At 73.2% G+C, this 26,406-nt stretch carries 30 protein-coding genes; 21 read left to right on the top strand and 9 right to left on the bottom strand.

Features of this window, described 5'->3' with window-relative positions:
* The first annotated feature begins 40 nt into the window (after nucleotides 1-40).
* Nucleotides 41-469 carry an ATP-binding domain-containing protein gene (locus AC3X7Z_RS04630; RefSeq protein WP_489975148.1) on the top strand — a complete coding sequence of 143 codons (429 nt, stop codon included), beginning with the start codon at nucleotides 41-43 and terminating at the stop codon, nucleotides 467-469.
* Nucleotides 470-763: 294 nt separating this feature from the next.
* Here the strand turns inward: AC3X7Z_RS04630 and AC3X7Z_RS04625 are convergent, their stop codons facing one another.
* A complete protein-coding gene (locus AC3X7Z_RS04625) occupies nucleotides 764-3,568 on the bottom strand; it encodes a DEAD/DEAH box helicase (RefSeq protein WP_489975147.1) in 2,805 nt (934 codons plus the stop codon).
* Between the two features lie 154 nt (nucleotides 3,569-3,722).
* Nucleotides 3,723-4,841: a glycerate kinase gene (locus AC3X7Z_RS04620; protein WP_489975146.1), complete on the bottom strand. Its 1,119-nt coding sequence runs from the start codon at nucleotides 4,839-4,841 to the stop codon at nucleotides 3,723-3,725.
* Between the two features lie 95 nt (nucleotides 4,842-4,936).
* Here AC3X7Z_RS04620 and AC3X7Z_RS04615 point away from each other — a divergent pair, with 95 nt between their 5' ends.
* Nucleotides 4,937-5,668, top strand: a complete 732-nt coding sequence (locus AC3X7Z_RS04615) for a helix-hairpin-helix domain-containing protein (RefSeq protein ID WP_489975145.1) — start codon at nucleotides 4,937-4,939, stop codon at nucleotides 5,666-5,668.
* Nucleotides 5,669-5,701: 33 nt separating this feature from the next.
* On the opposite strand, the gene AC3X7Z_RS04610 is transcribed toward AC3X7Z_RS04615, so the two are convergent.
* The gene (locus AC3X7Z_RS04610; RefSeq protein WP_489975144.1) at nucleotides 5,702-6,505 is read right to left on the bottom strand and encodes an alpha/beta hydrolase; all 804 of its coding nucleotides are present in this window, start codon (nucleotides 6,503-6,505) and stop codon (nucleotides 5,702-5,704) included.
* 34 nt (nucleotides 6,506-6,539) lie between these two features.
* A complete protein-coding gene (locus AC3X7Z_RS04605; RefSeq protein WP_489975143.1) occupies nucleotides 6,540-6,926 on the bottom strand; it encodes a DUF2237 family protein in 387 nt (128 codons plus the stop codon).
* Nucleotides 6,927-6,990: 64 nt separating this feature from the next.
* Between AC3X7Z_RS04605 and AC3X7Z_RS04600 the strand changes: the two genes are divergently transcribed.
* Nucleotides 6,991-8,010: a DUF2804 domain-containing protein gene (locus AC3X7Z_RS04600; protein ID WP_489975142.1), complete on the top strand. Its 1,020-nt coding sequence runs from the start codon at nucleotides 6,991-6,993 to the stop codon at nucleotides 8,008-8,010.
* Nucleotides 8,011-8,020: 10 nt separating this feature from the next.
* Here the strand turns inward: AC3X7Z_RS04600 and AC3X7Z_RS04595 are convergent, their stop codons facing one another.
* Nucleotides 8,021-8,953, bottom strand: coding sequence for an acyl-ACP desaturase (locus tag AC3X7Z_RS04595; protein WP_186339126.1), 933 nt, complete (start codon nucleotides 8,951-8,953; stop codon nucleotides 8,021-8,023).
* Between the two features lie 175 nt (nucleotides 8,954-9,128).
* On the opposite strand from AC3X7Z_RS04595, the gene AC3X7Z_RS04590 reads away from it, so the two are divergent.
* From AC3X7Z_RS04590 to AC3X7Z_RS04570, 5 genes are all read left to right on the top strand, one after another.
* Nucleotides 9,129-9,719 carry a TetR/AcrR family transcriptional regulator gene (locus AC3X7Z_RS04590; RefSeq protein WP_489975141.1) on the top strand — a complete coding sequence of 197 codons (591 nt, stop codon included), beginning with the start codon at nucleotides 9,129-9,131 and terminating at the stop codon, nucleotides 9,717-9,719.
* Nucleotides 9,716-10,342: a VC0807 family protein gene (locus tag AC3X7Z_RS04585; protein WP_489975140.1), complete on the top strand. Its 627-nt coding sequence runs from the start codon at nucleotides 9,716-9,718 to the stop codon at nucleotides 10,340-10,342. Before AC3X7Z_RS04590 ends, AC3X7Z_RS04585 begins: the two co-directional genes overlap by 4 nt.
* Before the next feature lie 149 nt (nucleotides 10,343-10,491).
* Nucleotides 10,492-10,908 carry a VOC family protein gene (locus AC3X7Z_RS04580; RefSeq protein WP_186339123.1) on the top strand — a complete coding sequence of 139 codons (417 nt, stop codon included), beginning with the start codon at nucleotides 10,492-10,494 and terminating at the stop codon, nucleotides 10,906-10,908.
* A gap of 58 nt (nucleotides 10,909-10,966) precedes the next feature.
* A complete protein-coding gene (locus tag AC3X7Z_RS04575; protein ID WP_186339122.1) occupies nucleotides 10,967-11,947 on the top strand; it encodes an SPFH domain-containing protein in 981 nt (326 codons plus the stop codon).
* Nucleotides 11,948-11,959: 12 nt separating this feature from the next.
* Nucleotides 11,960-12,199, top strand: a complete 240-nt coding sequence (locus tag AC3X7Z_RS04570; RefSeq protein WP_186339121.1) for a type II toxin-antitoxin system antitoxin — start codon at nucleotides 11,960-11,962, stop codon at nucleotides 12,197-12,199.
* A gap of 27 nt (nucleotides 12,200-12,226) precedes the next feature.
* Here AC3X7Z_RS04570 and AC3X7Z_RS04565 read toward each other — a convergent pair whose 3' ends face one another.
* On the bottom strand, nucleotides 12,227-12,907 hold the full coding sequence (locus tag AC3X7Z_RS04565) for a nucleoside/nucleotide kinase family protein (protein ID WP_489975139.1): 681 nt from the start codon (nucleotides 12,905-12,907) through the stop codon (nucleotides 12,227-12,229).
* 55 nt (nucleotides 12,908-12,962) lie between these two features.
* On the opposite strand from AC3X7Z_RS04565, the gene AC3X7Z_RS04560 reads away from it, so the two are divergent.
* From AC3X7Z_RS04560 to AC3X7Z_RS04515, 10 genes are all read left to right on the top strand, one after another.
* Nucleotides 12,963-13,109, top strand: a complete 147-nt coding sequence (locus AC3X7Z_RS04560; RefSeq protein ID WP_186339119.1) for a hypothetical protein — start codon at nucleotides 12,963-12,965, stop codon at nucleotides 13,107-13,109.
* A gap of 61 nt (nucleotides 13,110-13,170) precedes the next feature.
* Nucleotides 13,171-14,118: an ABC transporter ATP-binding protein gene (locus tag AC3X7Z_RS04555; protein WP_206054427.1), complete on the top strand. Its 948-nt coding sequence runs from the start codon at nucleotides 13,171-13,173 to the stop codon at nucleotides 14,116-14,118.
* A 2-nt stretch (nucleotides 14,119-14,120) separates the two neighbouring features.
* Entirely contained in the window at nucleotides 14,121-15,296 is a 1,176-nt protein-coding gene (locus AC3X7Z_RS04550) for an ABC transporter permease (protein WP_489975138.1), read from the top strand.
* Nucleotides 15,293-16,459 carry an ABC transporter permease gene (locus AC3X7Z_RS04545; protein ID WP_489975137.1) on the top strand — a complete coding sequence of 389 codons (1,167 nt, stop codon included), beginning with the start codon at nucleotides 15,293-15,295 and terminating at the stop codon, nucleotides 16,457-16,459. Before AC3X7Z_RS04550 ends, AC3X7Z_RS04545 begins: the two co-directional genes overlap by 4 nt.
* A gap of 60 nt (nucleotides 16,460-16,519) precedes the next feature.
* Entirely contained in the window at nucleotides 16,520-16,759 is a 240-nt protein-coding gene (locus tag AC3X7Z_RS04540) for a hypothetical protein (protein WP_186339116.1), read from the top strand.
* Nucleotides 16,760-16,763: 4 nt separating this feature from the next.
* Nucleotides 16,764-17,273: a mycothiol transferase gene (locus tag AC3X7Z_RS04535; RefSeq protein ID WP_186339115.1), complete on the top strand. Its 510-nt coding sequence runs from the start codon at nucleotides 16,764-16,766 to the stop codon at nucleotides 17,271-17,273.
* A 78-nt stretch (nucleotides 17,274-17,351) separates the two neighbouring features.
* A complete protein-coding gene (locus AC3X7Z_RS04530; RefSeq protein ID WP_489975136.1) occupies nucleotides 17,352-18,650 on the top strand; it encodes an ABC transporter substrate-binding protein in 1,299 nt (432 codons plus the stop codon).
* The gene (locus tag AC3X7Z_RS04525) at nucleotides 18,647-19,543 is read left to right on the top strand and encodes a carbohydrate ABC transporter permease (RefSeq protein WP_186339114.1); all 897 of its coding nucleotides are present in this window, start codon (nucleotides 18,647-18,649) and stop codon (nucleotides 19,541-19,543) included. The genes AC3X7Z_RS04530 and AC3X7Z_RS04525 overlap by 4 nt, the downstream gene beginning before the upstream one ends.
* Nucleotides 19,544-19,550: 7 nt before the next feature.
* Complete coding sequence (locus tag AC3X7Z_RS04520) at nucleotides 19,551-20,366, top strand: carbohydrate ABC transporter permease (protein WP_489975135.1); 816 nt, start codon at nucleotides 19,551-19,553, stop codon at nucleotides 20,364-20,366.
* Nucleotides 20,367-20,496: 130 nt separating this feature from the next.
* Nucleotides 20,497-20,718, top strand: coding sequence for a hypothetical protein (locus AC3X7Z_RS04515; protein ID WP_186339112.1), 222 nt, complete (start codon nucleotides 20,497-20,499; stop codon nucleotides 20,716-20,718).
* A 50-nt stretch (nucleotides 20,719-20,768) separates the two neighbouring features.
* Here AC3X7Z_RS04515 and AC3X7Z_RS04510 read toward each other — a convergent pair whose 3' ends face one another.
* On the bottom strand, nucleotides 20,769-21,500 hold the full coding sequence (locus tag AC3X7Z_RS04510) for a matrixin family metalloprotease (protein WP_489975134.1): 732 nt from the start codon (nucleotides 21,498-21,500) through the stop codon (nucleotides 20,769-20,771).
* A gap of 96 nt (nucleotides 21,501-21,596) precedes the next feature.
* Here AC3X7Z_RS04510 and AC3X7Z_RS04505 point away from each other — a divergent pair, with 96 nt between their 5' ends.
* Nucleotides 21,597-22,352, top strand: coding sequence for an MOSC domain-containing protein (locus AC3X7Z_RS04505; RefSeq protein ID WP_489975133.1), 756 nt, complete (start codon nucleotides 21,597-21,599; stop codon nucleotides 22,350-22,352).
* Nucleotides 22,353-22,403: 51 nt separating this feature from the next.
* Here the strand turns inward: AC3X7Z_RS04505 and AC3X7Z_RS04500 are convergent, their stop codons facing one another.
* A complete protein-coding gene (locus AC3X7Z_RS04500) occupies nucleotides 22,404-22,724 on the bottom strand; it encodes a hypothetical protein (RefSeq protein ID WP_186339109.1) in 321 nt (106 codons plus the stop codon).
* Between the two features lie 168 nt (nucleotides 22,725-22,892).
* Between AC3X7Z_RS04500 and AC3X7Z_RS04495 the strand changes: the two genes are divergently transcribed.
* Both AC3X7Z_RS04495 and AC3X7Z_RS04490 read left to right on the top strand, forming a co-directional pair.
* The gene (locus tag AC3X7Z_RS04495; protein ID WP_489975383.1) at nucleotides 22,893-24,260 is read left to right on the top strand and encodes a GntP family permease; all 1,368 of its coding nucleotides are present in this window, start codon (nucleotides 22,893-22,895) and stop codon (nucleotides 24,258-24,260) included.
* Nucleotides 24,257-24,775 (top strand): gluconokinase, encoded by a 519-nt coding sequence (locus tag AC3X7Z_RS04490; RefSeq protein ID WP_186339107.1) that lies wholly within the window; start codon nucleotides 24,257-24,259, stop codon nucleotides 24,773-24,775. Before AC3X7Z_RS04495 ends, AC3X7Z_RS04490 begins: the two co-directional genes overlap by 4 nt.
* A gap of 11 nt (nucleotides 24,776-24,786) precedes the next feature.
* Here the strand turns inward: AC3X7Z_RS04490 and AC3X7Z_RS04485 are convergent, their stop codons facing one another.
* Complete coding sequence (locus AC3X7Z_RS04485; protein ID WP_489975132.1) at nucleotides 24,787-26,355, bottom strand: methyltransferase domain-containing protein; 1,569 nt, start codon at nucleotides 26,353-26,355, stop codon at nucleotides 24,787-24,789.
* Nucleotides 26,356-26,406: the final 51 nt, after the last annotated feature.

The raw sequence follows: 26,406 nt of genomic DNA, 5'->3' as shown, positions 1-26,406 counted from the left end.
CCAGATCCACGAGTCCTTCGGTCCGCTGGCGCCGAGCCGGATGTACGCCCGCGGCGGGGACGGCCCGGCCGTCCGGTTCGTGCCCACCTCGGCCGAGGACGCCCTGGAGTCCGCTGACGACGCGGTCGACGGGCTGCTCGAATCGGGCTGGGAGCCACGTCACGTCGCGCTCCTCACGACCGGTCACCGCCACCCGGTGCAGATCGAGCGGACGGACTTCCACGACCAGGAGGGCTACTGGCGCACCTTCTGGGACGTCGACGTGTTCTACGGCCACGTCCTCGGCTGCAAGGGGCTCGAGCGCCGCGCCGTCGTGCTGTGCCTCAACGAGGACGGCTCGCGCGACCGCGCGCGGGAGCGGCTGTACGTCGGCATGTCTCGTGCCACCGACGAGCTCGTCGTCGTGGGCGAGCCGGAGACCGTGCGGCGCGTCGGTGGTCCGGACGTGGCGAAGCGGTTAGGGCTCTGACACCACTCCAGCCGCGAGGTGAGGGCGACCGCGTCGACCCAGGCCGCGGCGTGAACGGAGGACGACCAGTGAGGTCGGGCTCGACAGGCGGTCGGCGTCGGGCAGCGGTCGTCGTTCCCAGCGGCCGGCAACAAGGAGTCGCACGCCGCGCCGAGCAGGAGGGTCGCGGGTGGTCGGGCGACTGACGTCCGGCGAGGTTGCACGCGCCGCTCGTCCGGGGATCACCCATGTCACACCCCTGACCGGCAAACCTTCGCAGCATGCTGATCGCGACGGGGCCCGTTCGGTCCGCCCTCACGACCAGTGGCGGCGCATCACCGTGGTCGCAGCGAACGGGTCCTCGCCCGACACCGCGGTCGCGACGCCGGCTCCCTCCGGCTTCGCGGTGGCGAGCAGCCGGCCCTCGCCGACCCACCTGCGCCAGGCGTCGAGGTAGCAGCGGGCGTTGGTGGCGTTGCGGCCGAGGACGGTCGGGACCGGATGCCAGGCCTCGCCGGCGGCCCGGGCGGCACGCAGCGCTGAGCGCGCGCCCCGGCGCGTACGGATCGCGCGGTCGGGCAGGTGCGCGTCGGTGTAACGCGACACGAGGTAGCGCGGGGCGCCGGCCGGGGCGATCGCCTCGTCGAACGCGGCTGCGAACACCTCGGCGTCGTCCTCGGTGCCGACGAGGCGGAAGCGGTACTCCCCGCCCGGGTGGACGTCGACCGCGAGCGCCGACGCGCCGATGGTCGTCAGCCCGGCCGCAGCAAGGCCGTCCGCGACTGCCGCCGCGACCGCCTCCAGCGGTGGGACGCCCGCCGTCAGGGCGAGCTGTTCTCGCACCCACGAGGCGAGGTCGTCCGCGTGCGATCGAGCGGTCACGGCGCTCCGGCCGAGGGTCGCGAGCCCGCCCACTGCGCCGGCCACGAGCGCCCACTCGCCGACGGTGAGGGAGGCGGCGCCGACACCGGCAGCCGCCGCGCCCAGCGCGAGGGACGTACGCCAGCTCGTCGCGGGGACCGGGGCCTCGGTCGTCATGCCGTCCGAGGTCAGCCGCCACAACGGAGGGACCGGCGTGAGGGTGACGACCTCGTCGGGTGGCGCGAGGTCGACGGCGGGGCGGCGTACGCGCAGCGACGCGAGCGTGACGTCCTGGTAGGGCTCACCCACCTTCCAGGCCTCGCGGATGGCGTCTCGCGCGGAGGCAGCCATCAGCATCCGTGCGTTGAGGGCGTCGAACGAGTCGACGGGTGGCGGGGTGAAGGGGGAGAAGGACGCGTCGATGTGGGCGACCCCGTCGACGATGTCGCCGTCGGCGTCGATGCCGTGGAACCCCTGGTGCTTGCGCACCAGCCGGGACCAGTCGTTGTCGCCCCTGGGGTGTGACTCCGAGACGCACACGACGGTCCAGTTGGTGGCGACCTTGTCCGGCCAGGTCGGGTCGGTGCGCAGCGCCCGGCCGCGTGTCTGGACGACGGCCGTGAGGGTGGTGGCGGTGGTCAGGTCGACGAGCGAGGAGACGCGGCGGGCGTTCCACCCCTCGCCGAGGAGACCGCGGGTGCCGACGAGGACCTGGGTCCGGCCGGACTCGAAGAACGCGGTGACGTGGCCGACCCAGGCGCGCGAGGTCCATCCGGACGCGCACGTCGCGACCGGGCCATCCGCGGTCTCGACGTGCAGGCGCGAGGCCAGGTCGGGGTCGCGGTCGGTGACGAAGGCGACGAGGTCGCGCAGCGTCGCCTCGGAGGCGGCGACGACGGAGCCGGTGACCAGCATCGGGTGCAGGAGGGCGGTGCTCGGGTCTGCGAGCAGGGCCTCCAGCGCCGCGATCGCCGACCCGGCCTCGGCGTCGAGGACCCCGTCCAGGGTCAACGGCACGGTCGCGGTCGCGCGCTCGTGGTCGCACAGCACCAGCACCCGGGTCCGCTCGCCGATCGCGGCGTGCTCGGACGCGATGATCTGGACGGCGGCGCCGGGCTTGGCGTACGACCTGGCCAGCACGCGGTCGACGGTGGAGCGCCCGCGTCGTACGCCGCGACGCGTCCACTGGTAGCCCACCGACGGCAACGCGGCCCTCACCACCGCGAGCACCTCGGCGTCGGCCGGGTCGGCGGACTCGGCGACGTGGTGGAGCAGCCAGTCACCGAGGAGCCGGACCCAGTCCTCGGCCGACGGGGCGTGCCGGTGCCCCTCCCGCAGCCGGGCGCCGACGGGCAGGGCGAGCAGGCCCGCGTGGTGCATGCGCAGAGCGGCGTCGCACAGATCGGGCTCGCGCTCGGCGAGCGCCGCCCAGGTGGTCGTGGCGGGGACGGGCTCGACGAACCGGGCGGTGAGCCACTCGTAGAAACCGACCGACCCGAAGCCCGGGGTGGTGAGCAGGGTGGTGAGCTCGGTGAAGCGCAGCGCCTCGCCGGTCAGCCAGTCCTCCTCGGTGGCCGTAGGGGTGGTCAGCCACACGAGCTCGTCGAACGGCGCGAGGTGGCCCTCCTTCACCACCGCCGGCACCGAGACGCGGTAGCGGATCTCTCCGAAGAGCCGGTCGACGAGGGCGCGCTGCTCGCCGGCGAGGCTCTCGGGCGGTGTCGCGGTCAGCGCGAGGACGTGCGCGCGACCGATGGCGTCGAGCAGCTCGGCGAGGAGCCGCCCCCACACCTCGAGCAGGTGGTGGCACTCGTCGAGGACGAGCACCAGGCGTGGCTGGGTGCGGATCCGCTCGAAGAGGGCGATGCCGTTGGGGTGCAGCCGGTCGACGACCGGGGTCGTGGAGTCCACGTCGGCGGCCTCGGAGTCGAAGACGGCCAGGGACTGGTAGGTCAGGCAGGTCAGCGGGCTGAGGAGGGACTTGTCGTCGCTCGCGTCGAGCCCCAACGTCCGGGCCTCGGCGATCCACTGGGACTGGATGGCGGTGTTGGGGGCCAGCACGACGGCGCGGGTGTCGGGGTGTGCCCGGAGCTCGCCCGAGACGGCCTCGAGTCCGACGCGCGTCTTGCCTGCGCCGGGCGGCAGGACGACCCATGCGCGTGGGTGATCCGCGTCGGCCCATGCGCGGGTGAGAGCCTCGAGCGCTTCACGTTGGTGGATGCGCAGCGGCGGCACGGCGGACGTGTCCGGATCGGGCACCGTGGACGCCTCCTGGTCGGCTCGGGGGACTCACCTGGCGAGCCGCCGTGCGCTGCAGGTGTGTCGGTGAATGCTGCCACGCGGCCGCGACCTCCACCGTCTCGGAGAGGCCGGCACCAGCCGCCAGGCCACGGACGCCCGCGAGTGGTGTGAGTCAGAGGTGGCGCGGCAGCTCGTCGGCAGCGAGCTGCTCGAGGTGCGTCGCCGCGTCGTGGATCGCGGACTCGGTGCTCGGCGCGCGGTCGACGACGGCGTAGGCCGCGTCGATGCCCGCCGCCGCGAGGGCGGATGGGGTCAGGTGGTTGACCCCGCAGACGGCGACCACCCGGGCGCCGGCGGCCCGCGCGAGCCGGGCCACGCCGATCGGCGCCTTGCCGCGCAGCGACTGCCCGTCGAGAGCGCCCTCGCCGACGACGACGAGGTCTGCGCCCGCCAGGGTCTGCTCGAAGCCGACCATCTCGAGCACGAGGTCGATCCCGGGCCGGAGCGTGGCGCCGAGCACGGCCATCGCGGCGAACCCGACGCCGCCCGCTGCTCCGGCGCCGGGGGAGTCGCGGACGTCGCGGCCGGTCGCGGCCGACACCAGGTCGGCGAGGCGGCCCAGGTGCGCGTCGAGCTCGGCCACCTGCGCCTCGTTCGCGCCCTTCTGGAGCCCGTAGATCGCCGCTGCGCCGTGCGGGCCGGTGAGCGGGTTGTCGACGTCGCACGCCACCACCACCTCGACCTCGCGCAGCCGCGGGTGGAGCCCGCCGAGGTCGACGGCCGCCAGCGCGGCGAGGGCGCCGCCGCCGTCGCCGATCTCGGCACCCGACGGGTCGAGGAGTCGCGCGCCGAGGGACTGGAGCAGGCCGGCCCCGCCGTCGGTGCAGGCGCTGCCGCCGACGCCGAGCACGATGCGTCGCACGCCCGCGTCGAGCGCCGCCGCGATGAGCTCGCCCGTGCCGCGGCTGGTGGCGGTCATCGGCTCCAACCGCCCGCCGGGCAGTCGCACCAGCCCCGACACGTCGGCCATCTCCACGATCGCAGTGCCCGCGAGGTGTGCCCACGCAGTGTCGACCGGCTCGCCGGTCGGCCCGCTCGCGCGGACGTCGACCCTCTCGTAGCCAGCCGCGACGGCGGCGTCGAGCGTCCCGTCGCCACCGTCGGCGACCGGGGAGACCGCCACCTCGACGTCGCCGGCGACGCCCGCCAGCCCGCGCTCGAGCGCGGCCGCGACCTCGGTCGCGGTGAGCGAGCCCTTGAACTTGTCGGGGGCGAGGAGGACGCGGGTCATGGCGCCAACCTAGGGCGTGCGTCGGCGCGTCCGGCACGCGGATCCCACGCGTCGTTCTGCCGCGACGCGCGCGCCGACGACATACGATCGCGCGCATGCAGCCCAGCCCACCCGCAGGTCCCTACGGCGGCGAGCACATGCGGCCCGGCCCGCCCGCCGTCCACCACAGCCGCAAGCCGCTGCGATGGCTGTGGGTGTTCCCCGCCTTCTCGATGGGCCTGCTGGCCGTGGTGCCGCTGATCGCCATCGCGACCAAGTCGAGGACCCGGCAGGCATGGACGTGGGCCGGCGGCCTGGGCGCCTCGTGGCTCGTGGGCTTCATGCTCGTCGCCGCCGACGACAGCGACGGCCTGGGCTCCGACATCGGCCTCACGCTCTACTTCGCTGCCTGGATCGGCTCCGTCGTCTACGCGCTCGTCATGGGCGGGAAGGTCCCTGGGCCTGCCCAGGTGAGCTACGTGCCGGTGGCTGCGCCCCTTCCGTCGTACGACCCCAACGCTGCCGCGGTGGCCCTCGTGCAGGCCGAGCGCGCCAAGCGCGAGGAGGCGCGCGCCCTCGCGAGGCGCGATCCCGCCATGGCCCGCGACCTGCGGATCGGTCGGCCCGACCTGCCCCGGCAGTACGACGACGGCGGGCTGGTCGACGTCAACAGTGCGCCCGCCGAGGTCCTGCAGCAGTCGCTCGGGCTCACTCCCGACCAGGCCACGGGCATCGTAGAGTCACGCCAGCAGCTGAGCAGGTTCGAGCACCCCGAGGACCTGATGACCCTCGCCGGCCTCGAGCCTGCCGCCTTCGACAGCGTGAAGGACCGGATCATCCTGCTGTGACGAGGTGAGCAGCTGACGGTGGGTGGACGGAGCTCAGCGCACCTCGCGGGCGAGCCGGGCGACCGCCTCGGCCACCCGCCGCCCGAACATGACCGCGTCGTTGTGGTCGGCGCCCTCGAACACGACGCGCTCGACGAGGGCCGGCGCGCCGTCGGCGACCCGCGCGCTGAGCTCGGTCGGCACCACGCTGTCGCGGTCGCCGTAGATCACGGTGACGGGGACGTCGCTGGCGGCCAGGGGCTCCAGCACGGGGAACCGGTCGCGGAGCAGCGTGCGCACAGGCAGCCACGGGTAGTGGTGGCGACCGACGTCCGCGAGCTCGGTGAACGGCGACCGCAGCACGATGCCGGCCGGACGGTGCCGCTGCTGCAGGCCTGCGACCACGCCGGTGCCCAGCGACTCACCGAAGAAGAGCGTGCGGTCGAGCCGATGGCCGAGGTCGCCCAGGGCGCGCACCGCGGCGTCGGCATCGGCGGCCAGTCCCTTCTCGCTCGGCCTGCCGGGGTTGGCGCCGTAGCCGCGGTAGTCGACCAGAAGCACGCTGAATCCACGATCGAGCAGCTGCCGCGCGAGACCGGCGCGTCCGGCGCGGTTGCCACCGTTGCCGGGCGCCACCAGCACCGCCATCCCGGTGTCGCTCGCGGCGTCGGCCGCGACGTACCACGCACCCAGCTCGAGCCCGTCGGACGTCTGCAGGGTGACGTCACGGGCGCCGGGGAGCACCTCGTCCGCAGGCGGCACGTCGCTCGCGTCGGGGAAGTAGATCAGCTGCCGCTGCAGTCCCCAGACGGCCGCCAGGGCCAGCCCGCCGACGAGCAGCACGACCACGACCGCCATGAGGATCCTCCTGCCGAGACGACGGGTCATCGGGTCAGAGCCCGCTGAGGTCGGGCGGCACGTCGACCGAGTGGGCCTGCAGCACCTCGAGGGGCACGACGTCGAGTGCGCGCTCGGACGTGGCCGACAGCACGACGGGGGCGGCCACCCCGGCGTCGTACGCCTGGAGCCAGCGGACGGCGACGACACACCACCGCTCGCCCGGGACGAGACCGGGGAAGTGCCACTCGGGACGCGGGGTGGACAGGTCGTTGCCGACCGCGGCCTGGTGGGCCAGGAACTCCTCGGTCATCACCGCGCAGACGGCGTGCAGGCCGACGTCCTGGGGGCCGACCGTGCAGGTGCCGTCGCGGTGGAAGCCCGTGACCGGGTCGGTGCCGCAGGGGTCGAGCTCGCCGCCGAGGACGTTGCGCTCCGTCATGGGGTGATCATCGCGCCTGCCACCTGACGGGCGCCCGGGGCGGGGCCGGTGGTTGGGTTGCGCCATGAGTGGTGAGCAGCTGCGCGAACGCGAGATCACGGCCGCGACGTCCCTGACCCTGCCCGACGGCCGACTCAACCGCGAGGCCGTCGGCTGGACCCGGACCCCGCTGATCACCACCGACGGGATCGGGCGCGGCCGGGTGGGGCGCGGGCGCAACAAGCGCTGGGAGTACTGGGGGGTCACCACGCCCACCCATGTGGTCGCGCTCGTCGTCTCCGACATCGACTACGCCGCCGTGCACAGCATCTGGGTGCTCGACCGCCGCACCGGCGAGGAGGTCGCGCACGACGCCATCGGCGTGCTCGGACGCAGCGCGACCCTGCCCGGCACCCTCGGCCGCGGACCGGCCCGGGCGCGCACCAGGAAGGTGAGCATCGACCTCGACGAGGTCGACGGCGGCACCCGGCTGCGCGCGGAGGGGAGCCGGGTGCGCGTCGACGTCACCGCCGAGCGCCCGCCCGGGCACGAGAGCCTGGGCGTCGTCGTGCCGTGGTCGGACCGGCTCTTCCAGTACACCGTCAAGGACGTCGCGCGTCCGGCCGTCGGCACGGTGTGGGTCGACGGCGAGGAGCACGACGTCCCGGCGGGCGAGTCGTGGGCGGTGCTCGACCACGGGCGCGGGCGGTGGCCCTACGCGATGCACTGGAACTGGGGAGCCGGCTCGGGCCGCACCGACGGACGCGTGGTCGGCCTCCAGGTCGGCGCGAGGTGGACCGACGGCACCGGCATGTGTGAGAACGCGCTGGTCGTCGACGGCCGCCTGACCAAGATCAGCGAGGAGCTCGACTGGCGCTACGACACCGACGACTGGATGGCGCCGTGGCGGGTGGTCGGCGAGGCCGCGGACCTGACGTTCACGCCGTTCCACCTCAAGCGCTCGGTCACCGACCTCAAGGTCTTCTCCTCGCGCACGCACCAGTGCTTCGGCCACTGGTCGGGGCGCGTGCGTGACGAGGCGGGGGAGTGGATCCGCGTCGACGACCTGGTCGGCTGGGCCGAGGACGTCCGCAACCGCTGGTGAGGGCGGCGGGTCAGGCGCCTCGCGCCGCCTTCTTCGCCGCCGCCTCGTCGCGCCGCTCCACGAAGCGGGTCGCCTCCCCGTCGAGCGCGGCGACGGCCGCGGCCAGCTCGTCGCGGGCCGCCTCGCCGTCGGCGTCCAGGTCGGTCAGCTCCCACACCCCCCACTGCCGCAGGAGCGGCGTGACGATGTCGTCGTGGTGGATGCGCAGGTCGTAGATGCCGGCCTTGGCCATCTGCACGGCCTTGCGGGAGAAGCCCGGGATGACGCTGCCGGGCATCTCGAACCCGACGACCTCCTCGGTGATCGCGCGCATGGTCTGGCTCGGCGTGAGCTCGAGCGCGGCGGTGACGAGGTTGCGGTAGAAGATCATGTGGAGGTTCTCGTCCTTGGCCACGCGGGCGAGCAGCCGGTCGGCGATCGGCTCCTCGGTGTAGCGGCCGGTGTTGCGGTGCGAGACCCGGGTGGCGAGCTCCTGGAAGGACACGTAGGCGCACACGTTGAGCAGCGACTTGTCCATCGCCTCGTAGCCGGTCTCCATCGTCTCCATCCGCGCCTGCTCGAGCTCGACGGGGTCGACGCCGCGGGTGACGAGGAGGTAGTCGCGGATGCAGAACGCGTGACGACCCTCCTCGGCCGTCCACCGGTTGACCCACGTGCCCCAGGCGCTGTCGCGGCCGAAGGCGCGGTCGATCTCGCGGTGGTAGCTCGGCAGGTTGTCCTCGGTGAGCAGGTTGACCTCGAGGGCCGTGCGGGCGACGGGGGAGAGCTGCGACTGCGCCACCTCCCACGGGTCGCCGCCGAGGTCGGCGAAGTCGCGGCCCAGGCTCCACGGGACGTACTCGTGGGGCATCCACTCGTCGGCCATCGACAGGTGCCGGTTGAGGTTGTCCTCCACCACCGGCTCGAGCTCGGTCAGCAGCTGGGTGCTCTCGAGTGCGGCCATGCCATCTCCTCGTGGGGCTCCTCGTGGGGCTCCTCGTGGGGCTCCTCGTGGGGCTCCTCGTCGGGCGGACGCGAGGACGGACGGCCTCACCCTCCCTGCCTACACCCGCGGGGGTCCGCTGGATAGGGCGGACGAGCCGGTGGCGGGGATTACTCATCTGAGTTACTTTTTATCCATGCAGGTAACTTCCCGCTCGGTCACGTCGGAGGCCCGTCGGGCGCAGGTGCTCGAGGCGACGATCGCGGTGGTCGCCGAGGAGGGCTTCGCGCGGGCGTCGTTCGCCCGGATCGCCGAGCGCGCCGGCCTCTCCAGCACCCGGCTGATCAGCTATCACTTCGCCGGCAAGGACGAGCTGGTCGCGGCGCTGGTCGAGCACGTGGTCGCCGGGATCGGCGCGTACGTCGGCCCGCTGGTCATGCGACAGGACACGGCTCGCGGCCGGCTGCGCGCCTACATCGAGGGCGTCGTCGGCTACGCCGACACCCACCGCGCGCCGATGGCCGCGCTGCTCCAGGTGGTCATGTCCGGCGCGTGGGGCCGGGCCGGGGCCGGGCCCAGCGACGTCAGCCACCTCGAGCAGATCCTGCGCGAGGGCCAGGAGCGGGGGGAGCTGCGCGGCTTCGACCCGCTCGTCGTGGCGAGCACGGTCCAGCGCGCGGTCGAGGCCGTCCCGTTCCAGCTGCAGGCCGATCCCGACCTCGACTGCACGGCGTACGCCGCCGAGCTGGTCGAGCTCTTCGACCGCGCCACGAGCGCCGACCCGTGACCCTGCTGCGACCGGTCCTCGGCATCGTGGGCTCGACCGCGCTCTACTACCTGATGCGCCAGGCCGGCGTCAGCGTCTACGCCGCCCTCGTGGTCGGCGCGGTGCTGTCGCTCGTGCCGGCCTGCCTGGCGATGCTGCGCGGCCACCGCCCCAGCGGGCTCGAGGCGTTCTTCACCGTCCTGCTCTTCGCGAGCCTCGCGATCTCGTTGCTGCCCGGGGACGAGCGGTTCCTCCTCGCCAAGGACGCGCTCGTCACCGGCGGCGTCGGCTTCTGGTTCCTCGCGAGCCTGTGGTGGGCCGAGCGCCCGCTCGCCTACCAGTTCGCCAGGCCCATGGTCGAGGGCCGCCTCGGCTGGCCGCGCGACTGGGAGGGACTGTGGCAGCGCGAGCCCTGGTTCCGGCGGATGTGGCGCACCTCGAGCACGCTGTGGGCGGCCGGCACCCTGCTCGACGCGGTCGCCCGCGTCGTGATGGCCTACACGCTCCCGGCCGACGCGGTGCCCGGGCTCAACCTCGCGATGTACGTCGCCACGGCGGTGGTGCTCAACGTGGTGACGGCCGTCGTCTACGTCCGCGCCGGCGCCGTGGGGCGAGCGCGTCGGGGCCGGGCGACGACGGGCTGAGCGCGCGACGACCAGCGTGTCCGACGGGCGCTCGCCGCCGGTCGCCGCACACCTACTGGGCTGTCCGCACGGAGCGGTAGCACGGCGAGCACCCGGCCGGGAGCATCGGCGTGGTGACGCCCCGCCGGGGCCTGACCAGAGGAGTGAGCATGTTCCGAGGCTTCGCCACCATCAGCTTCACCGCCGACGACCTGGGTGCGGCGAGCGCCTGGTACGCCGAGCTGCTCGGCGTGCAGCCCTACTACTCGTTCCCGCCGGCTCCGGCGGAGCCGGCCTACGTGGAGTTCCGGGTGGGCGACGACGAGGACGAGCTGGGGATCATCGACCGCAGGTACGCCCCCGGCTCTGCCGGGGACGGGCCGGGCGGCGCGGTGATGTTCTGGCACGTCGACGACCTCCCCGGCACCCTCGCCACCCTCCTCCGGATGGGCGCCGTCGAGCACGAGCCGCTCACCGAGCGCGAGGCCGGCTTCGCGACCGCCTCGGTGGTCGACCCGTTCGGCAACGTGCTGGGCGTGATGCACAACCCGCACTACCTCGAGGTGCTGGCGGCCCGACGCGGGTGACGACGCCGCTCGCAGAATGTGATATCACTTTGCCATCACATTCTGACGGAGGGTGCACATGAGCGGTGAGCAGCAGGTCAAGGACGCCGGACACGTCGACGAGTCGGAGGGCGGGACCCCCGCCGGCCGGCCGGTCGGGCACGAGGGGACGCGGGTGGACGTCACCGAGCGCGTGGCGTGGTCGGTCGACGGCTTCGCGGGCCTCGCGGTCTCGCTGGCGCTGATCGGGCTCGGCTGCTGGTTGGTCGTGCTCGGCATCATCGACGCCGACGCCGGGCGTGGCGGCATCGGCCAGATCCTCGGCGGATCGACCGTGGTGCTCCTCGGGCTGGTGCTCTCAGCGTCGCTGACGATCGTGGCGCCGGGACAGACCCGGGTCGTGCAGTTCTTCGGCCGCTACGTCGGCACGGTGCGCAAGCCGGGCCTGCGGATGCTCGTGCCCCTCACCACGCGCCGCAACGTCTCGGTGCGCGTGCACAACTTCGAGACCCACGAGCTCAAGGTCAACGACGCCGACGGCAACCCGATCAACATCGCCTCGATCGTCGTGTGGCAGGTCGCCGACACGGCCCGGGCCACCTTCGCGGTCGAGGACTACGAGGACTTCGTGGCGGTGCAGGCCGAGTCCGCGCTGCGCCACGTGGCGATGAGCCACCCCTATGACCACGCCGCCAACGAGGTGACCCTGCGCGGCGACACCGAGATCATCTCCGGCGAGCTGGCCGCCGAGGTGGCCGCCCGCATCGCGCTCGCCGGCCTCGAGGTCATCGAGGTGCGCATCTCCGCCCTGGCCTACGCCCCCGAGATCGCCCAGGCGATGCTGCAGCGCCAGCAGGCGTCGGCCGTCATCGCCGCGCGCGAGAAGATCGTCGAGGGCGCGGTCGGCATGGTGGAGAGTGCCCTCGCCCAGCTCGAGAGGAAGGACATCGTCGACCTCGACGCCGAGCGCAAGGCGGCCATGGTGTCCAACCTGCTGGTGGTGCTCTGCTCGGAGCGGGGCACGACACCCGTCGTCAACGCCGGGTCGCTCTACACCTGAGCGGGCCCGGCCATGGGCGAGGAGACGGAGCCGGCGGCTCCCCGACGGGGTCCGGAGCGCAAGCCCGTGCTGGTGCGCCTGGACCCCGCCGTGCACGCCGCCCTCCAGCGGTGGGCGGCCGACGAGCTGCGCAGCGTCAACGCCCAGATCGAGATCGTGATCCGCGACGCGCTCCGGGCCGCCGGCCGGGCGCCGCGCGACGCCGGCCCGGTGCCCAGGCGCGGCCGCCCACCCGCCACCCGGGACGAGTGACCGCGGGGTCCGTCACGGACGCCGCGGTCACGGCCCGTCGAGCCGGACGACCAGGTCGGCGGCGTCGCGGGTGGCCGTCACCCGCTGGGCGTTGGGCTCGTCCACGCGCGTGACCCACGACCGCGCGGCCCCCGGGGACTTGCCGTACCGCTCGTGGCGGCGCACCAGCCGCTCGCGTCGTACGCCGGGGTCGAGGTCGACGTACCACGCCTCGGCGAGCAGGGGGCGGACCCGGTCCCACCCCCCGTCGGGCAGCAGGAGGTAGTTGCCCTCGGTCACGACGAGCCGCGCCGTCGGCTCGATCGCGATCGCCGCCGCGACGGGCTGCTCGAGGTCGCGCTCGAAGCCGGGGGTGTAGAGGGTGCGGTCGGGCTCGGCGTGGAGCCGGCGCAGGGCGGCGACGTAGCCGTCGACGTCGAACGTGTCGGGAGCGCCCTTGCGGTCGCGGCGGCCGAGCCTGCCGAGCTGGACGTCGGCGAGGTGGAAGCCGTCCATCGGCAGGTGGGCGACGGCGTCGTGGCCGAGGTCGTCGGCCAGTCGCGCGAGCAGCCGCTCGGCGAGCGTCGACTTGCCCGCGCCCGGCGGGCCGACGATGCCGAGCACCGCGCGACCCGGCCGGTCGAGGAGGCGCGCGGCGCGCCCGACCAGCGCAGAGAGGGTGGGGTATCCCGGCGGCGTGCGCCGGTCGGGGTCCGCCGCGTGGTCCATGCCGCGAGCGTAGGGGTGAGCGCGTCCATCGCGGGAGGTCGGCGCTGCCGACGGCGTGCTCGCGCGAGACGACGACGTCGAGGTCGTCGCCCGCGGCAGCCGGGGCTCCACGGGGACGCCGATGACCCGCGACCGGCTGCTCCCCGAGCTCGCCGAGCCGCGGGTGCTGCGCACCCGCGCCGATCAACCGCCGCACGCGTGACGTTCGGCCCTCCCCGAGCTCGCCCGCGGTCCCTAGCGTGGGGGCGAGGAGGAAGGGGGCCGTGGTGACCGACGACGTGCTGGTGGTGGACTCGCTGGTCCGCCGGTTCGGGGACCTGACGGCGGTCGACGACGTCTCGTTCCGCATCGCGCCGGGCGAGACCTACGGCCTGCTCGGGCCCAACGGGGCGGGCAAGACCACGATGATCTCGATGGTGGCCGGCCTCATCGCGGCGGACCACGGCACCGTGACCGTCGCCGGCGAGCGGATGACCCCGCGGACCACCGACCCCAAGCGGCACGTCGGGCTGGTGCCGCAGGAGCTCGCGATCTACCCCGACCTGACGGGTCGCGAGAACCTCATGCTCTTCGGCCGGTTGCAGGGCCTGCGCGGTGCGGCGTTGAAGGCGCGCGTCGACGACGTGCTCGACCTGATCGGCCTGGCCGACCGGGCCAAGGACCGCAGCAAGCACTACAGCGGCGGCATGAAGCGCCGACTCAACATCGGCGTCGGCCTGCTCAACCGGCCGACCCTGCTGATCCTCGACGAGCCCACCGTGGGCGTCGACCCGCAGTCGCGCAACGCGATCCTGGAGTCGGTGGAGGCGCTGTCGGTCGAGGGCATGGCCGTGCTCTACACGACGCACTACATGGAGGAGGCCGAACGGCTCTGCGACCGCATCGGCATCATCGACGCCGGCCGCCTGGAGGCCGAGGGCACGCGCGCCGAGCTCATCCGGCTCATCGGCGGTGTCGACACGATCCGGCTCGGCGCCAGCAGCGGTGACCTGGCGGACGCCGCCGAGGAGCTGCGCCGCATCCCGGGCGTCGAGCGCGTCGACGCCGACCGGAGCGCGGCGACGCTGACCGTCAAGGACGCCTCGACACTCGTCGCGCCGGTCGTCGGCACGGCGGCGGCGCACGGCGTCACGCTGGCCGACGTGGAGATCTCCCGGCCCGACCTCGAGTCCGTCTTCCTCCACCTCACCGGCAAGGGCCTGCGGGACTGACGATGCGCCAGCTCCTCGTCCTCACCGGTGCCGACCTGCTCCAGCGGCTGCGCGACCGGTCGGTCCTGATCTTCGCGCTGGTCGTGCCGCTGGCGTTGATGACGGTCTTCAACCTGGTCTTCGGCGCCGCCGAGGACGTCGACCTCGCCCCGGTCACCGTCGCGGTCAGCGCTCCCGCGGCCGACGACGTCGCTCAGGTGCTGGTCGGCGTGGTCCGCTCGCTCGACGACGCCGACGAGCTCGACGTCACCGTCGTCGAGACCGACGACGAGACGGCCCGGCGGCAGGTCGAGGACGGGGACGCCGGGCTGGCACTGCTCGTCCCCGAGGGCTTCGGGCAGGCGGCCGGGGAGGGGACGCCCGTCACCGTCGCCGCCGTGCGCGGCGACGAGGCCGGGGTCGAGACCGACATCGTGCTGTCGGTGGTCGACGGGGCGCTGCAGCAGCTGGCCGGCGGCGCGGCCACCACCCGCGCGGCCCTGGCCGAGGGCGTGCCGCAGGACCAGGTCGCCGCGCTGGTGGAGGAGGCCACGGCCGACGCGCCGGCGTACGACCTCGTGCGCGGCGAGGCGTCCGACGAGCAGCTCGGCGCGGGTGCGGCGCTGGTCGCGGGGCAGGCCGGGCTCTTCCTGCTCTTCACCGTGAGCTTCGGCGTCAGCGGGCTGCTGGTCGACCGCGAGGCGGGCACGCTGGCCCGGCTGCGCTCGATGCCGATCCCGCGGTGGGTGGTGATCGCGTCCAAGGCGCTGGTCAGCTTCGTGCTCGGCGTCGTGTCGACGAGCATCCTGCTGGCGCTGGGCGGCTACCTCTTCGACGCCCACTTCGGCTCGGTCCCGGCCGTCGCCCTGCTCGTGCTCTGCGCGGCCGCGGCCGGGACGTCCGTGATGTTCCTGGTCGTCCGGGTCGCCCGCACCACCGAGCAGGCGGGCATCGCGACCTCGATCGTCGCGCTGGTGCTGGGCATCGGGGGCGGCGCCTTCTTCCCGGTCGGCGCGAGCGGCCCCCTCTCGCGGGTGCTCGACCTCAACCCGGTGTCGGCGCTGCTGCGCGGGCTCGGCACCACCTCCGCCGGCGGAGGCATCGGCGACCTCGGCGCGCCGGTGGCCGTCATGCTGGGCTTCACCGTCGCGATGCTCGTCGTCTCGCGGCTGGTCCCCGACCGGGGAGCGCTGTCATGAGGAACGCCCTCACCGTGGCCGGCGCCGAGCTCCGGCTCTTCCTGCGCGACCGCTCCAACCTCTTCTTCGTCTTCGTGTTCCCCCTGCTGCTGGTGCTGATGATCGGCCTGCAGTTCGGCGAGGACGCGACCGCGGGCCGTGTGGCGGTCAGCGGCCCGGACTCGTTGCTGCGCTCCGCGCTGGTCGAGCAGCTCGAGACCCAGGACGTCGTGGTCAGCGACGACGCCGCGTGGGACGAGGCGCTGGCGCTGCTCGCCCGCGGCCGGCTCGACGCCGCCGTGCGCGTCGACGGTGACGCGGGGACGGCGTACGACGCCGGCGGGCCCGTGACGCTGGAGGTCGTGCGCGGCTCCTCGGGCACCGCCCAGGTCGTCGAGCAGGACGTGCGGACCGCCGTCGAGGCGCTGCGATCGAGACGCGGGCAGCAGCTCGCCCTGGAGGCCGCCGGGGTGCCGGCCGATCGGGCCGCCGCAGCGCTCGCAGCCGCCGAGCGCGAGGTCGGCGCCCCGCGCCTCGAGGTGACGAGCGTCGACCGGGTCAGCGAGGAGTTCGACGCGATGGGCCAGTTCGAGTTCGGTGCCGCGGGGCAGCTGCTGCTCTTCGTCTTCCTGGCCTGCCTCGGCGGGTCGGCCACCCTCATCCAGGCCCGTCGGCTCGGTGTCGTGTCGCGGATGCTGGCCGGGCCCGTGACGCCCGGTGAGCTCATCGCCGGCCAGGTGCTCGGCCGGTGGGCGATCGGCCTGTTCCAGGGCGGCTACCTGATGCTCGCGACCAGCCTCATCTTCGGCGTGGCCTGGGGCAGCCTGCCGGTCGCCCTGCTCGTGCTGGTGCTCTTCAGCCTCGTCGCGGCGGGGGCCGCGATCCTGCTGGGCACCCTGCTGGAGAACGAGGGGGCGGCCAACGGCGCCGGCATCGGGATCGGGCTGGTCCTCGCGGCACTGGGCGGGTCGATGTTCCCGCTCGAGCTCTTCCCCGACACGATGCGCACCATCTCGCGCTTCACCCCGCACGCGTGGGCCTACGAGGCGCTCGCCGACGTCCAGCGCCGCGGCGCCGGCCTGGTCGACGTGCTGCCGGAGCTCGCCGTGCTGGCGGGGATGGGGGTCCTGCTGGGCGCCCTCGGTGCCTGGTCGCTGCGGCGCAGCCTGGCCCGCGCGATGTGACGGGCTCGGCCCGCCGGCACACCCCGACGGACGGTTGACCGCCTCACTACCGTGGTCCGCATGACTGACGAGGTGAAGCAGGCAGCCACCGAGGCCGCGCAGCGAGTGGTCGACGAGGTCTCCTCCTGGCAGTACAGCGCCGAGGACAGCACCATCGCCGAGCAGCTCGACGAGGGGCTCGCCAAGGCGCAGGTCTCGCTCAGCGCAGACGAGCGCACGCGCATCCTCACCGAGATCGACGCCATGAAGGACGAGCAGTCCTCGGCCCCCCAGGTCCGGTCCGCGACCCCGGTGGAGTGACGTCATGGACGTGCGAGGAGTGCTCACCGAGGGCTTCGGCCGGATCACCGAGATCTACGACGGGATCGCCGACGGCCTCGACGACGAGACGCTGCACCACCGCCCCGACGGGGTCGGCAACCCCATCGGCTGGCTGCTGTGGCACCTGGCCCGGGTGCAGGACGACCACATCGCCGACCTCGCCGGGGAGCGGCAGGTCTGGGAGCGGTTCCAGGACCGCTTCGGCCTGCCCAACGGCACCGACGACGTGGGCTACGGCCACACCAGCGAGCAGGTCGACGCCCTGCGCATCGAGGACCCGGCCCTGCTCGTGGACTACCACCACGAGGTGACACTCGCGACCGCGCGCTACCTGCAGACCGTCGACGAGGCCGAGCTCGAGCGGGAGGTCGACCAGCGGTGGGACCCGCCGGTCACCGCGGGCGTACGCCTGATCAGCATCGAGGCCGACTGCCTCCAGCACCTGGGGCAGGCGGCCTACGTGAAGGGACTTCTCGGGTCGCGCTCCTCCTGACACAGGGGGGAGGTCGGGGCCAACCCCTAACCTGATTAAGGTAGTCGAGTTAGTCGCCAAATCCGAAAGGACATCGCCATGCCCTTCTCCCACCGACCGATCAGCATCGACCGCCGGAGCTTCATGGGGTTGGTGGGCGCCGCCGGCATCGCGTACGCCGCCAGCTCCTGCGCCGGGCCCGGCTCGACGTCCGGTGGTGGTGGCACGGCTCCCTCTGGTGGATCGGCCACCGACACCATCTCGTTCGCCCACTGGCGCGCCGAGGACCAGCAGGTCTTCGACTCGATCATCACCGGCTTCGCCGATGCCCACGCCGACGCCGGGGTCAAGCAGGACATCTCGCCGTCGCAGGACTACCAGTCCAGCGCGATCCAGCGGTTGCGCGGCGGCGAGGTCGGCGACGCGTTCACCGCCTTCCGGGGCGCGCAGTTCGAGGACATGGTCTCCGCCGGTCTCTTCGCCGAGCTCGGCGACCAGGACTTCGTCTCCCGCTACAGCGACCGCTTCACCCCCGTGGGCCAGAAGGACGGCACCCAGTACGGCCTGCCCTACCAGGTCGTGTTCCTGATGCCGATCTACAACGTCGACCTCTTCGAGAAGGCCGGAGTCTCCGAGCTGCCGCAGGACTGGGACGGCTTCCTGGCACTCTGCGAGCAGCTGCGCTCGGCCGACGTCACCCCGATCGCCTGGCCCGGCGGCGACGCCGGCAACGCCGCGCAGCTGTTCAACGCGATGACCATGAACAACGCGCCGTCCGACGACTTCGGCACGAAGATCGAGTCCGGCGACTACAAGTGCACCGACGACTGGTTCCTCAAGACGCTCGGTCAGTACGCCGAGCTGGCGCCCTACATGCAGAAGAACGCCACGGGGAGCGCACCCGAGCCGCTGCAGCAGCTCTTCACCGAGCAGAAGGCCGCCATGCTGGCCACCGGGAGCTACCACATCGCCGCCACCCGGGCGCTGGGCGCGGAGTTCGCGATGGACCTCATCGCCCCGATCACCACGTCGGCCGGCGAGGCGCGCTACGAGGGGGTGCACAACGCCACGTTCATCCTCGGCGTCAACGGCAGCTCCGACAAGCAGGAGACCGCCGTCGCGTGGCTCGAGCACCTCTCCGACCCCGAGGTGGCCGGCGAGTACGCCAACGGCACCGCCCAGCACGTGACGGTCGAGGGGGTCGACTACACCAACCCCGACCTCAAGCGGATCGAGCCCTGGCTGTCGAGGAACACCGCCCTCGCCCCGCGCTACCAGTTCCTCGACCTCGACGTGGAGGCCGCGGTCGAGGCGGCGTGCGTCGCCGTCGTGGGCGGCCAGTCGCCGGAGCAGGCGGCCGAGGAGGCACAGAAGATCGTCGACGAGCAGATCGGATGAGGAAGCCCGACGGGCCCGGGCGACCACACCCGGCGCTCTACCTCTTCCCCCTGCCCGCCGTCGCCCTCTACGTCGTCTTCTTCGTCATCCCGACGGTGCAGGCGGTGCAGTACGCCACCACCGACTGGGACGGCTTCAGCCCCGACTTCGAGCGCGTCGGCGCCGACAACCTGGTCAAGCTGGCGACGGGCGGCGACTCGCTCTTCACCACCGCGCTGACCAACAACCTCAAGTTCCTGCTGGTCGTGGTCGTGCTCCAGACGCTGCTCTCGCTCGGTCTGGCGCTGATGCTGCTGCGCACCACCAAGGCGTCGGTGTTCCTGCGCTCGGTCTACTTCCTGCCCACCATCTTGTCCTCGGTGTCGGTCGCCTTCATCTGGCGCTTCGTCTACGACCCCAACGTCGGACCGGTCAACCAGGCCCTCGGCGCCGTGGGGCTCGACCAGCTGCAGTCGGGCTTCCTGGGCAACCCCGACCAGGCGATCTACTGGGTGGCGATGACCCAGGTGTGGGCCCACGCGGGCCAGCTGATGGTCATCTTCATCGCCGGGCTGCAGCAGATCCCCGAGGACCTCTACGAGGCCGCCCGCCTCGACGGAGCCGGTCGCTGGCACCAGTTCCGGCACGTCACCTGGCCGCTCGTGGCGCCGACCACGACGATCGTCGTCGCCTACACCACGATCCAGTCGTTCAAGGCCTTCGACCTGATCCTCGGCCTCGGCGGCAACCCGCCGCGCCGCTCCCTCGACATCTTGTCGACGCGCATCTACACGACGTTCACCAACGCCGAGTTCGGCTACGCCGCGGCCGAGTCGCTGATCTTCATGGCCATCATCCTCGCCGTGACGTTCCTGCAGCGCCGTGCGCTCAAGCTCACCCAGAGGGGAGCGTGAGGACCCGGTGACCGCCACCCTGGGCCGCCGGGCGCTGCTCGGCTTCTACGCCCTGCTCATCCTCCTGCCGCTCTCGCTGGTCCTCACCGGCAGCTTCAAGACCACCCCCGAGCTCTTCGACTCGCCGTTCGGCCTGCCGGGCTCGCTGAGCCTCGACAACTACCGCACGGTGCTGGGCGACCAGGCGATGTCCACCGCGCTGCGCAACAGTGCCCTCGTCACCGCGGGCGGCGTCGCCCTCACGCTGCTGCTCGCGATCCTCGCGGCGTACGGCGTCGCGCGCATCCCCGGCTGGCGCGGGTGGGCGATCCACGGCTTCCTGGTGCTGGGGATGGCCGTGCCGGCGCAGGCCAACATGATCCCGCAGTACGTCCTCTTCGACCAGCTCGGCCTGCTCAACAGCCTCCTCGGACTGGTGCTGATCGAGACGGTCGTGTGCCTGCCCGTGGCGGTCTTCATCCTCGCCGGCTTCATGCGCACGCTGCCGCCGGAGCTCTACGAGGCCTCGGCCCTCGACGGAGCGGGGCCCTGGCGCACCCTGTGGTCCATCGTGCTGCCGCTGTCGCTGCCGTCGATCGCGGCGACCGCGATCTTCCTGGTCGTGATCCAGTGGAACGACCTGCTCTACCCGCTGCTGTTCATCCAGACGCCGGAGAAGCGCACCCTGCCGCTCGCCCTGCTCGACTTCCAGGGCGAGTTCCTCACCAACTACCCGCTGCTCTTCACCGGCGTGCTGGTCGCCTCGGCGCCCCTGGTGGTGGCCTACGTCTTCCTCCAGCGCTACTTCGTCGCCGGGCTGACCGCCGGCTCGGTGCGCGGCTGACGTCCCCTCCACCGTCGGCTCCGGAGCCGACGACGCGGCGCCGAGCGAGCGGGTGTCGTGAGCGATCATGACGGCATCTTGAGGACGTGGATGGGCCCGGATGCGGGTCGGCGAGGCATACTTAGGGGTGATGACCTCTCAGAGCGGCCGACGGCCCAAGCACCTCCCCAGCAGCCCCTTCAAGCCTGCGGTCGAGCCCGTGGTCGAGGTGTTCGCGGTCGGTGACCGCGTCACCCACGACCTCTACGGGCTCGGGCAGGTCACCCACCTCGACAGCCACGCGGTGACCGTCGACTTCGGGTCGAAGTCGGTGCGGATCGCGCACCCCTACCCCAAGCTGCACCACCTCTGAGGCGCTTCCGGCTGGCGCCGCGACGCGGCGACCGCGCGCCGTGACGGCGGTCAGCGGCAGGGCAGCGAGCCCAGACGGGCCAGACCCTCCCGGTCGCCGGGACCGAGCTCCACCTGCCCGGTGTTGTCGGCGTACATCAGCTCCATCGGCTCCTCGACGTGGCCGAGGCCGACCACGTGGGCCAGCTCGTGGAGCACGATGGCCTCCATGGTGCGCGGCTGCTCGGCCACCGCCGCGGGCGTGAAGGCATCCAGGTCCAGCACGACGCTGCCGCTGACGAAGGTCAGGTGTCCGGCCGACCCGCGCTCGGCGACGGCCCCGCCCACGCCCGCAACCTGACCGGCCAGGTCGGCGTACTCGGTGTCGTCACCCCAGCCGATGACGACCGGGTCCGGCCGGCCGAAGAGCCTCCCGCCACCGGGGAACGGACGCTCGTCGGTCTCACCCTCGTCGGCGAACGCCAGGCCCGTCGCCGCGCTGATCCGCCTGATCGCCCCGTCCACCAGCCGCCGTCCGCCCGGCGGCTCGCCGGCCGGGTTGATCCGGTAGCGGATCTCCTCGCACGGGTCCCACCCGACCGGGTCGCCGGTCCCGCGCTGAGTCATCGCCCATGTGAACGCACCGCCCTGCCCGACGACGCGGGGCGCGGACAGCGGCCGCTGGGCCTCCATCCCGATCGCCCGGCGCAGAGTCTCCATCTGCTCGGCCGGGTGCCACGCCACGACCGCCGCGAGCATGGTCGCGGTCAGGAGCATCGCGAGCCAGGTCGAGGAGCGGGACACCTGCCCAGTGTGGCCGGTGGGTGGCGCGGGGACAGGGGATCACGTCAGATGCGCCGCTGTCCGCGGCGCGCGTGAGCGACGTGCCACCATGGCCGCATGCCGGCCGAGCTCGTCGTACGCCAGGCCGGGTTCGCGCCGGTCAAGGGCATGCGCCACCTGTCCCTCCCGGCGATCGACCTCGACGCGCACGGCGCCCTGGGTGACCGCTCGCTCTGTCTCGTCGACGTGGACCGCGCGCGGGTCCTCAGGACGGTGCAGCACCCGTCGCTGATCGGTGTCGTCGCGCGCGTCGCCGACGACCTCCTCGACCTCACGCTCCCCACGGGCGAGTCGCTCTCCGCTCCCGTCGTCCCCAGCGGCCGCAGCGTCACGTGCGACTACTGGGGCCGGCAGGTCCTCCTCGAGCTCACCGAAGGTCCCCACGCCGAGCTCCTGTCCGACTGGCTCGCCGTGCGTGTGCGCCTCGCGGCCGCGCCGCGCGGGGGAGTCGTGTTCGGCGAGCCGCTCACCGTCGTCGGCACCGCCTCGTTGCGTGACCTCGCCGGCCGGGTCGGGCACGCCGGGCTCGTCGCCGAGGCGGCGCGCTGCCGGTCGACGCTCGTCGTCGAGACCGAGGATCCCTACGTCGAGGACTCGTGGACAGGACGGGAGCTGGTCGTGGGTGGCGCGACCGTGCGGATAGGCGGCCCGGTGCCACGGTGTGCCGTCGTCGACCACCACCCGGTGACAGGGGAGCGGGACGTGCGGCTGCTGAAGGCGCTGGCGCGCGAGCGTCCGGTCAACGGTGCCGGCGAGCCGATGCTGGGGGTCTACGCGGGCTGCGTGCGCCCGGGCCGGGTCGTCACCGGCTGACCTGTCGCTGGGGCGGCGTCGAGCTGGTCGAGCACGCCCTCGAGTGAGCCGTCAGTGACCGACGCGCCGGTCGGCCTGGCGCGGCACCACGGGCCCACGGTCGATGTCGGCGAGCTCTCGGCGAGCGAGGTCGAGGGCGCCGAGGAGGGCCCCCAGGGCGTCGATGGTGTCGTGCGCGGCGGTGTCCCACCGGTCCCAGTGCGAGCCCCGGTGGAGGGCCGCACCGCCCTGCCACGCCACGACGAGCCTGTCGACGCTGAGCTCTGCGTCGCGTCGTCGCGCGTCGATCTCGGCGACGCGGGCGGCCAGGCGCGAGGAGTCGGCCGACGGCTTGGGACGGTGGTGGTGGTGCAGGTGGCCCGAGATGATCATTGCGGGTCGTTACCCACCCGGTCCCCCCGGTTACACCCCACTTGACGACACCTAGACGGAACCGTGACGCACCCTTGCCCAACAGCGAGCCTGCCCACGGCCCGCCCGAGGTCCTACTCTGGACCGACCCACCGCCCACCGCCCACCTCGGAGGCCCACGTGGACACCATGACCCCTGCCTACGGCGCGGGCACGCTGCTGACGATCGCCGCCCTCGCCGTCGCCGTGCTCCTGCTCCTGATCATCGTCCTGCGCATGCACGCCTTCGTGGCGCTGGTGCTGGTCAGCCTGGGCACCGCGGTCGCGGCCGGCGTGCCCCTGGCGGACGTGCCGGCGATATCGATCGCCGCCTTCGGCAGCACGCTCGGCAACGTCGCCCTGCTCGTCGGGCTGGGCGTGATGATCGGGCGGATCCTCGAGGTGACGGGTGGCGCGCAGGTGCTGGCCGACACGTTGGTCAGTCGCTTCGGGGAGAAGCGCGCCCCGCTCGCCCTGGGCGTCGCCGCCCTGTTGTTCGGCATGCCGATCTTCTTCGACGCCGGGCTCGTGGTGTTCCTCCCGATCATCTTCTCGGTCGCGAAGCGGTTCGGTGGCTCGGTGCTGATGTACGCCCTCCCGGCCGCGGGAGCGTTCGCCGCGATGCACGCGATCGTGCCGCCCCACCCGGGCCCGGTCACCGCTGCCACCGAGATCGACGCCAGCATCGGTCTGACCCTGCTGGTCGGTGTCGTGGTGGCGGTCGTCGCCTGGATCGTCGGCGTCTACGTCGTGACCACCGCCTGGCTCGGCAAGGTGGACGTCCCGATCGACGACTCGGTGCTCACCGGCGGCCGCGAGGCCGACACCGCCAACCCACCCGGCTTCGCGCACGTGCTCGGCATCCTGCTGCTGCCGGTGCTCCTCATCGCCGCCAACACGATCTTCACCACCCTGCGCACCAACGGCTCCATCGCCGAGGACGGCGTGCTCGTCGACGCGCTGATCTTCACCGGGCAGACCCCGGTCGCGCTGCTCATCTCGCTGCTCGTGGCGACCTACACCCTGGCCGTGCGTCGCTACTCGCGCGGCGAGACCGAGCACCTGCTCAACGAGTCGCTCGGCCCGATCTGCGCGATCATCCTCATCACCGGTGCGGGCGGGATGTTCGGCGGCGTGCTGCGCTACAGCGGCATCGGCGAGGCGCTCTCGGACTCGCTCGCCGACATCGGGCTGCCGCTGATCGTCTCGGCCTTCGTGATCGCCACCATCCTCCGCGTCGCGCAGGGCTCGGCCACGGTCGCCCTGACCACCACCGCGGGGTTGATCTCGGCCGGCGTCGCCGACGCCGACCCCTCGTCGCTGCAGCTCGTGGCACTCGTGCTGGCGATCGCCGCGGGCGCCACCGTCCTGTCCCACGTCAACGACTCGGGCTTCTGGCTGGTCGGCCGCTTCTTCGGGATGGACGTGCGGACCACGCTGAGGACGTGGACGGTGCTCGAGACCACGCTCGGCGTGAGCATCTTCGTGCTCGCCCTCGGCATCTGGGCCGTCGGATGACGGCGTCCGAGGCGGCTCCTCGCCACCTCGTCTTCATGGGCGTCTCCGGGTCGGGGAAGTCGACGGTGGGCCGTGCGGTGCAGGAGCGGTTGGGCTGGGAGTTCGCCGAGGGCGACGACTTCCACCCCCCGGAGAACGTCGCCAAGATGCGCGAGGGGATCGCGCTGGCCGACGCCGACCGCTGGGGATGGCTGGAGTCGCTGGCCGCCTGGACCGCCGAGCGCGACGCCCGCGGTGAGCCGACGATCATCACCTGCAGCGCCCTGCGCCGCGCCTACCGCGACGTGCTGCGGCGCGGCGGCGAGGGCACCTTCTTCGTGCACAGCACCGGCGACAAGCACATGCTGCTCGAGCGGATGAGCGCCCGCGACCACTTCATGCCGCCGAGCCTGCTCGAGTCGCAGCTCGACACCCTCGAGCCGCTGCAGCCCGACGAGCACGGGATGGACATCGACCCCGCGCTGCCGGTCGACCGGCTCGCCGCGATGGTGCTGGCGAGGCTCGACCTGCCCTGACCCGGCGGGCCTCAGCCGACCCGCCGCGCCCGGAGCACGGAGTCGCTGACGGCGATCTGCTCCCCCGACCCGGGGTGCGCCTGGGTGCGGGAGCGGGTCTCGCACGTCTCGACCACGAAGCCGTCCGGAAGGCCCGGCAGCAGCGACTCGGGGGTGAAGAGGAACGAGTGGTGGCCGTGCCTCATGCCGGTGGCCAGGTCGCCGGGGTGGTGCCCGACGACCAGCAGCGTGCCGCCCGGCGCGACCGCGGCGGCGAGGCGTCGTACGAGCTCGGGCATCGCGCCGTCCGGCAGGTGCATGAACTGCGAGGAGACCAGGTCCCACGTCTCGCCCGCCGCGTCGAAGGTGCGGACGTCGACGCGGCGGGTGGCGACCCGCTCGCCGACGCCGGCCTGCGCGGCGTGCTCGGAGGTGCGGGCCAGCGCGGCGTCGGCGAAGTCGATGGCGGTGACGTCCCACCCCTGCCGGGCCAGCCAGACGGCGTCGCCGCCCTCGCCGCACCCGACGTCGAGTGCGCGGGCGGGCGCCAGCGAGGCGACCTCGGCCTCCAGCTGGGCGTTGACCCGACCGCTCCACACGCGCTCGCCGGCGTAGCGGTCCTCCCACGCCGGGCGCTCGAACATCCCCGCCCGCTGCGCCTCGACCGCGCGAGCAGCGTCCGCGGACGCGAGGTCGCCGTTGATCCACGCACCGACGCGGGTGCCGTGGGCCGCCGAGGCCATCAGCGTCATCGAGATGTCGGTGGCGTTGCCGGCGGCGAAGACGCCGGGAACCGTCGTGGCGCCGGTGGGCTCCACACCGATCACTGACCCGATGACGGCGCCGCCCATCTCGACGGGCTGCGGCTCGATGCCGAGCGGGGCGAGGTGGTCGGCACGCACGTGCGGGCGCGCCGCCACCACGATCGCCTCCCGCTCGAGCACCGAGCCGTCGGCCAGGCGCAGCCCGACGAGCCGCTCGCCGTCGGTGACGACCTCCTGCGGCGTGCCGTGCTCGACCCGTACGCCGATCGCGCCCAGCCTCTCCAGCTCGTCGTCGGCCAGCTCGACGCCGTCGTGCACGATCATCACGACGTCGTCGGAGAGCTGGCCGAACAGCAGGCCCTGGTGGCCGGCCATCGGCGAGGTCGCGAGGATCGCCAGCGGCCTGTCGCGCACCTCCCAGCCGTGGCAGTAGGGGCAGTGCAGCACGTCGCGGCCCCACCGCTGCGCCAGCCCCGGCACGTCGGGCAGCTCGTCGACCGTCCCGCCCGTGACCAGCACCCGGCGGGCGCCGTAGCGCCGTCCGCCCTCGGTGGTGACCAGGAAGGCGTCGGCCTCGCCGGACACGCCGACCACGCGGTCGGCGAGCACCTCGACGCCGTAGGCCGCGACCTCGGCGCGGCCGTCCTCGAGCAGCTCCAGTGGCGCGACGCCCTCGCGCCCGAGGTAGTTGTGGGCGTGGGCGGCGGTGGCGTTGCGCGGCTCGCCCGCGTCGACGACCAGGACGGACCGCCTCGACCGGCCCAGCGCCATCGCGCCGCTCAGGCCGGCGGCGCCGCCGCCGACGACCACCACGTCGTACGTCTCGTTCTCGCTCATGCGGCGAGCATGCGCTCGCCGTGTCTGATTGACAAACATCCTTGCCGGAGT

Source organism: Nocardioides sp. Z24_21, from assembly GCF_058134345.1.
Note: the sequence above shows the minus strand (reverse complement) of the source record. Positions and strands in the feature narration are given on the sequence as shown.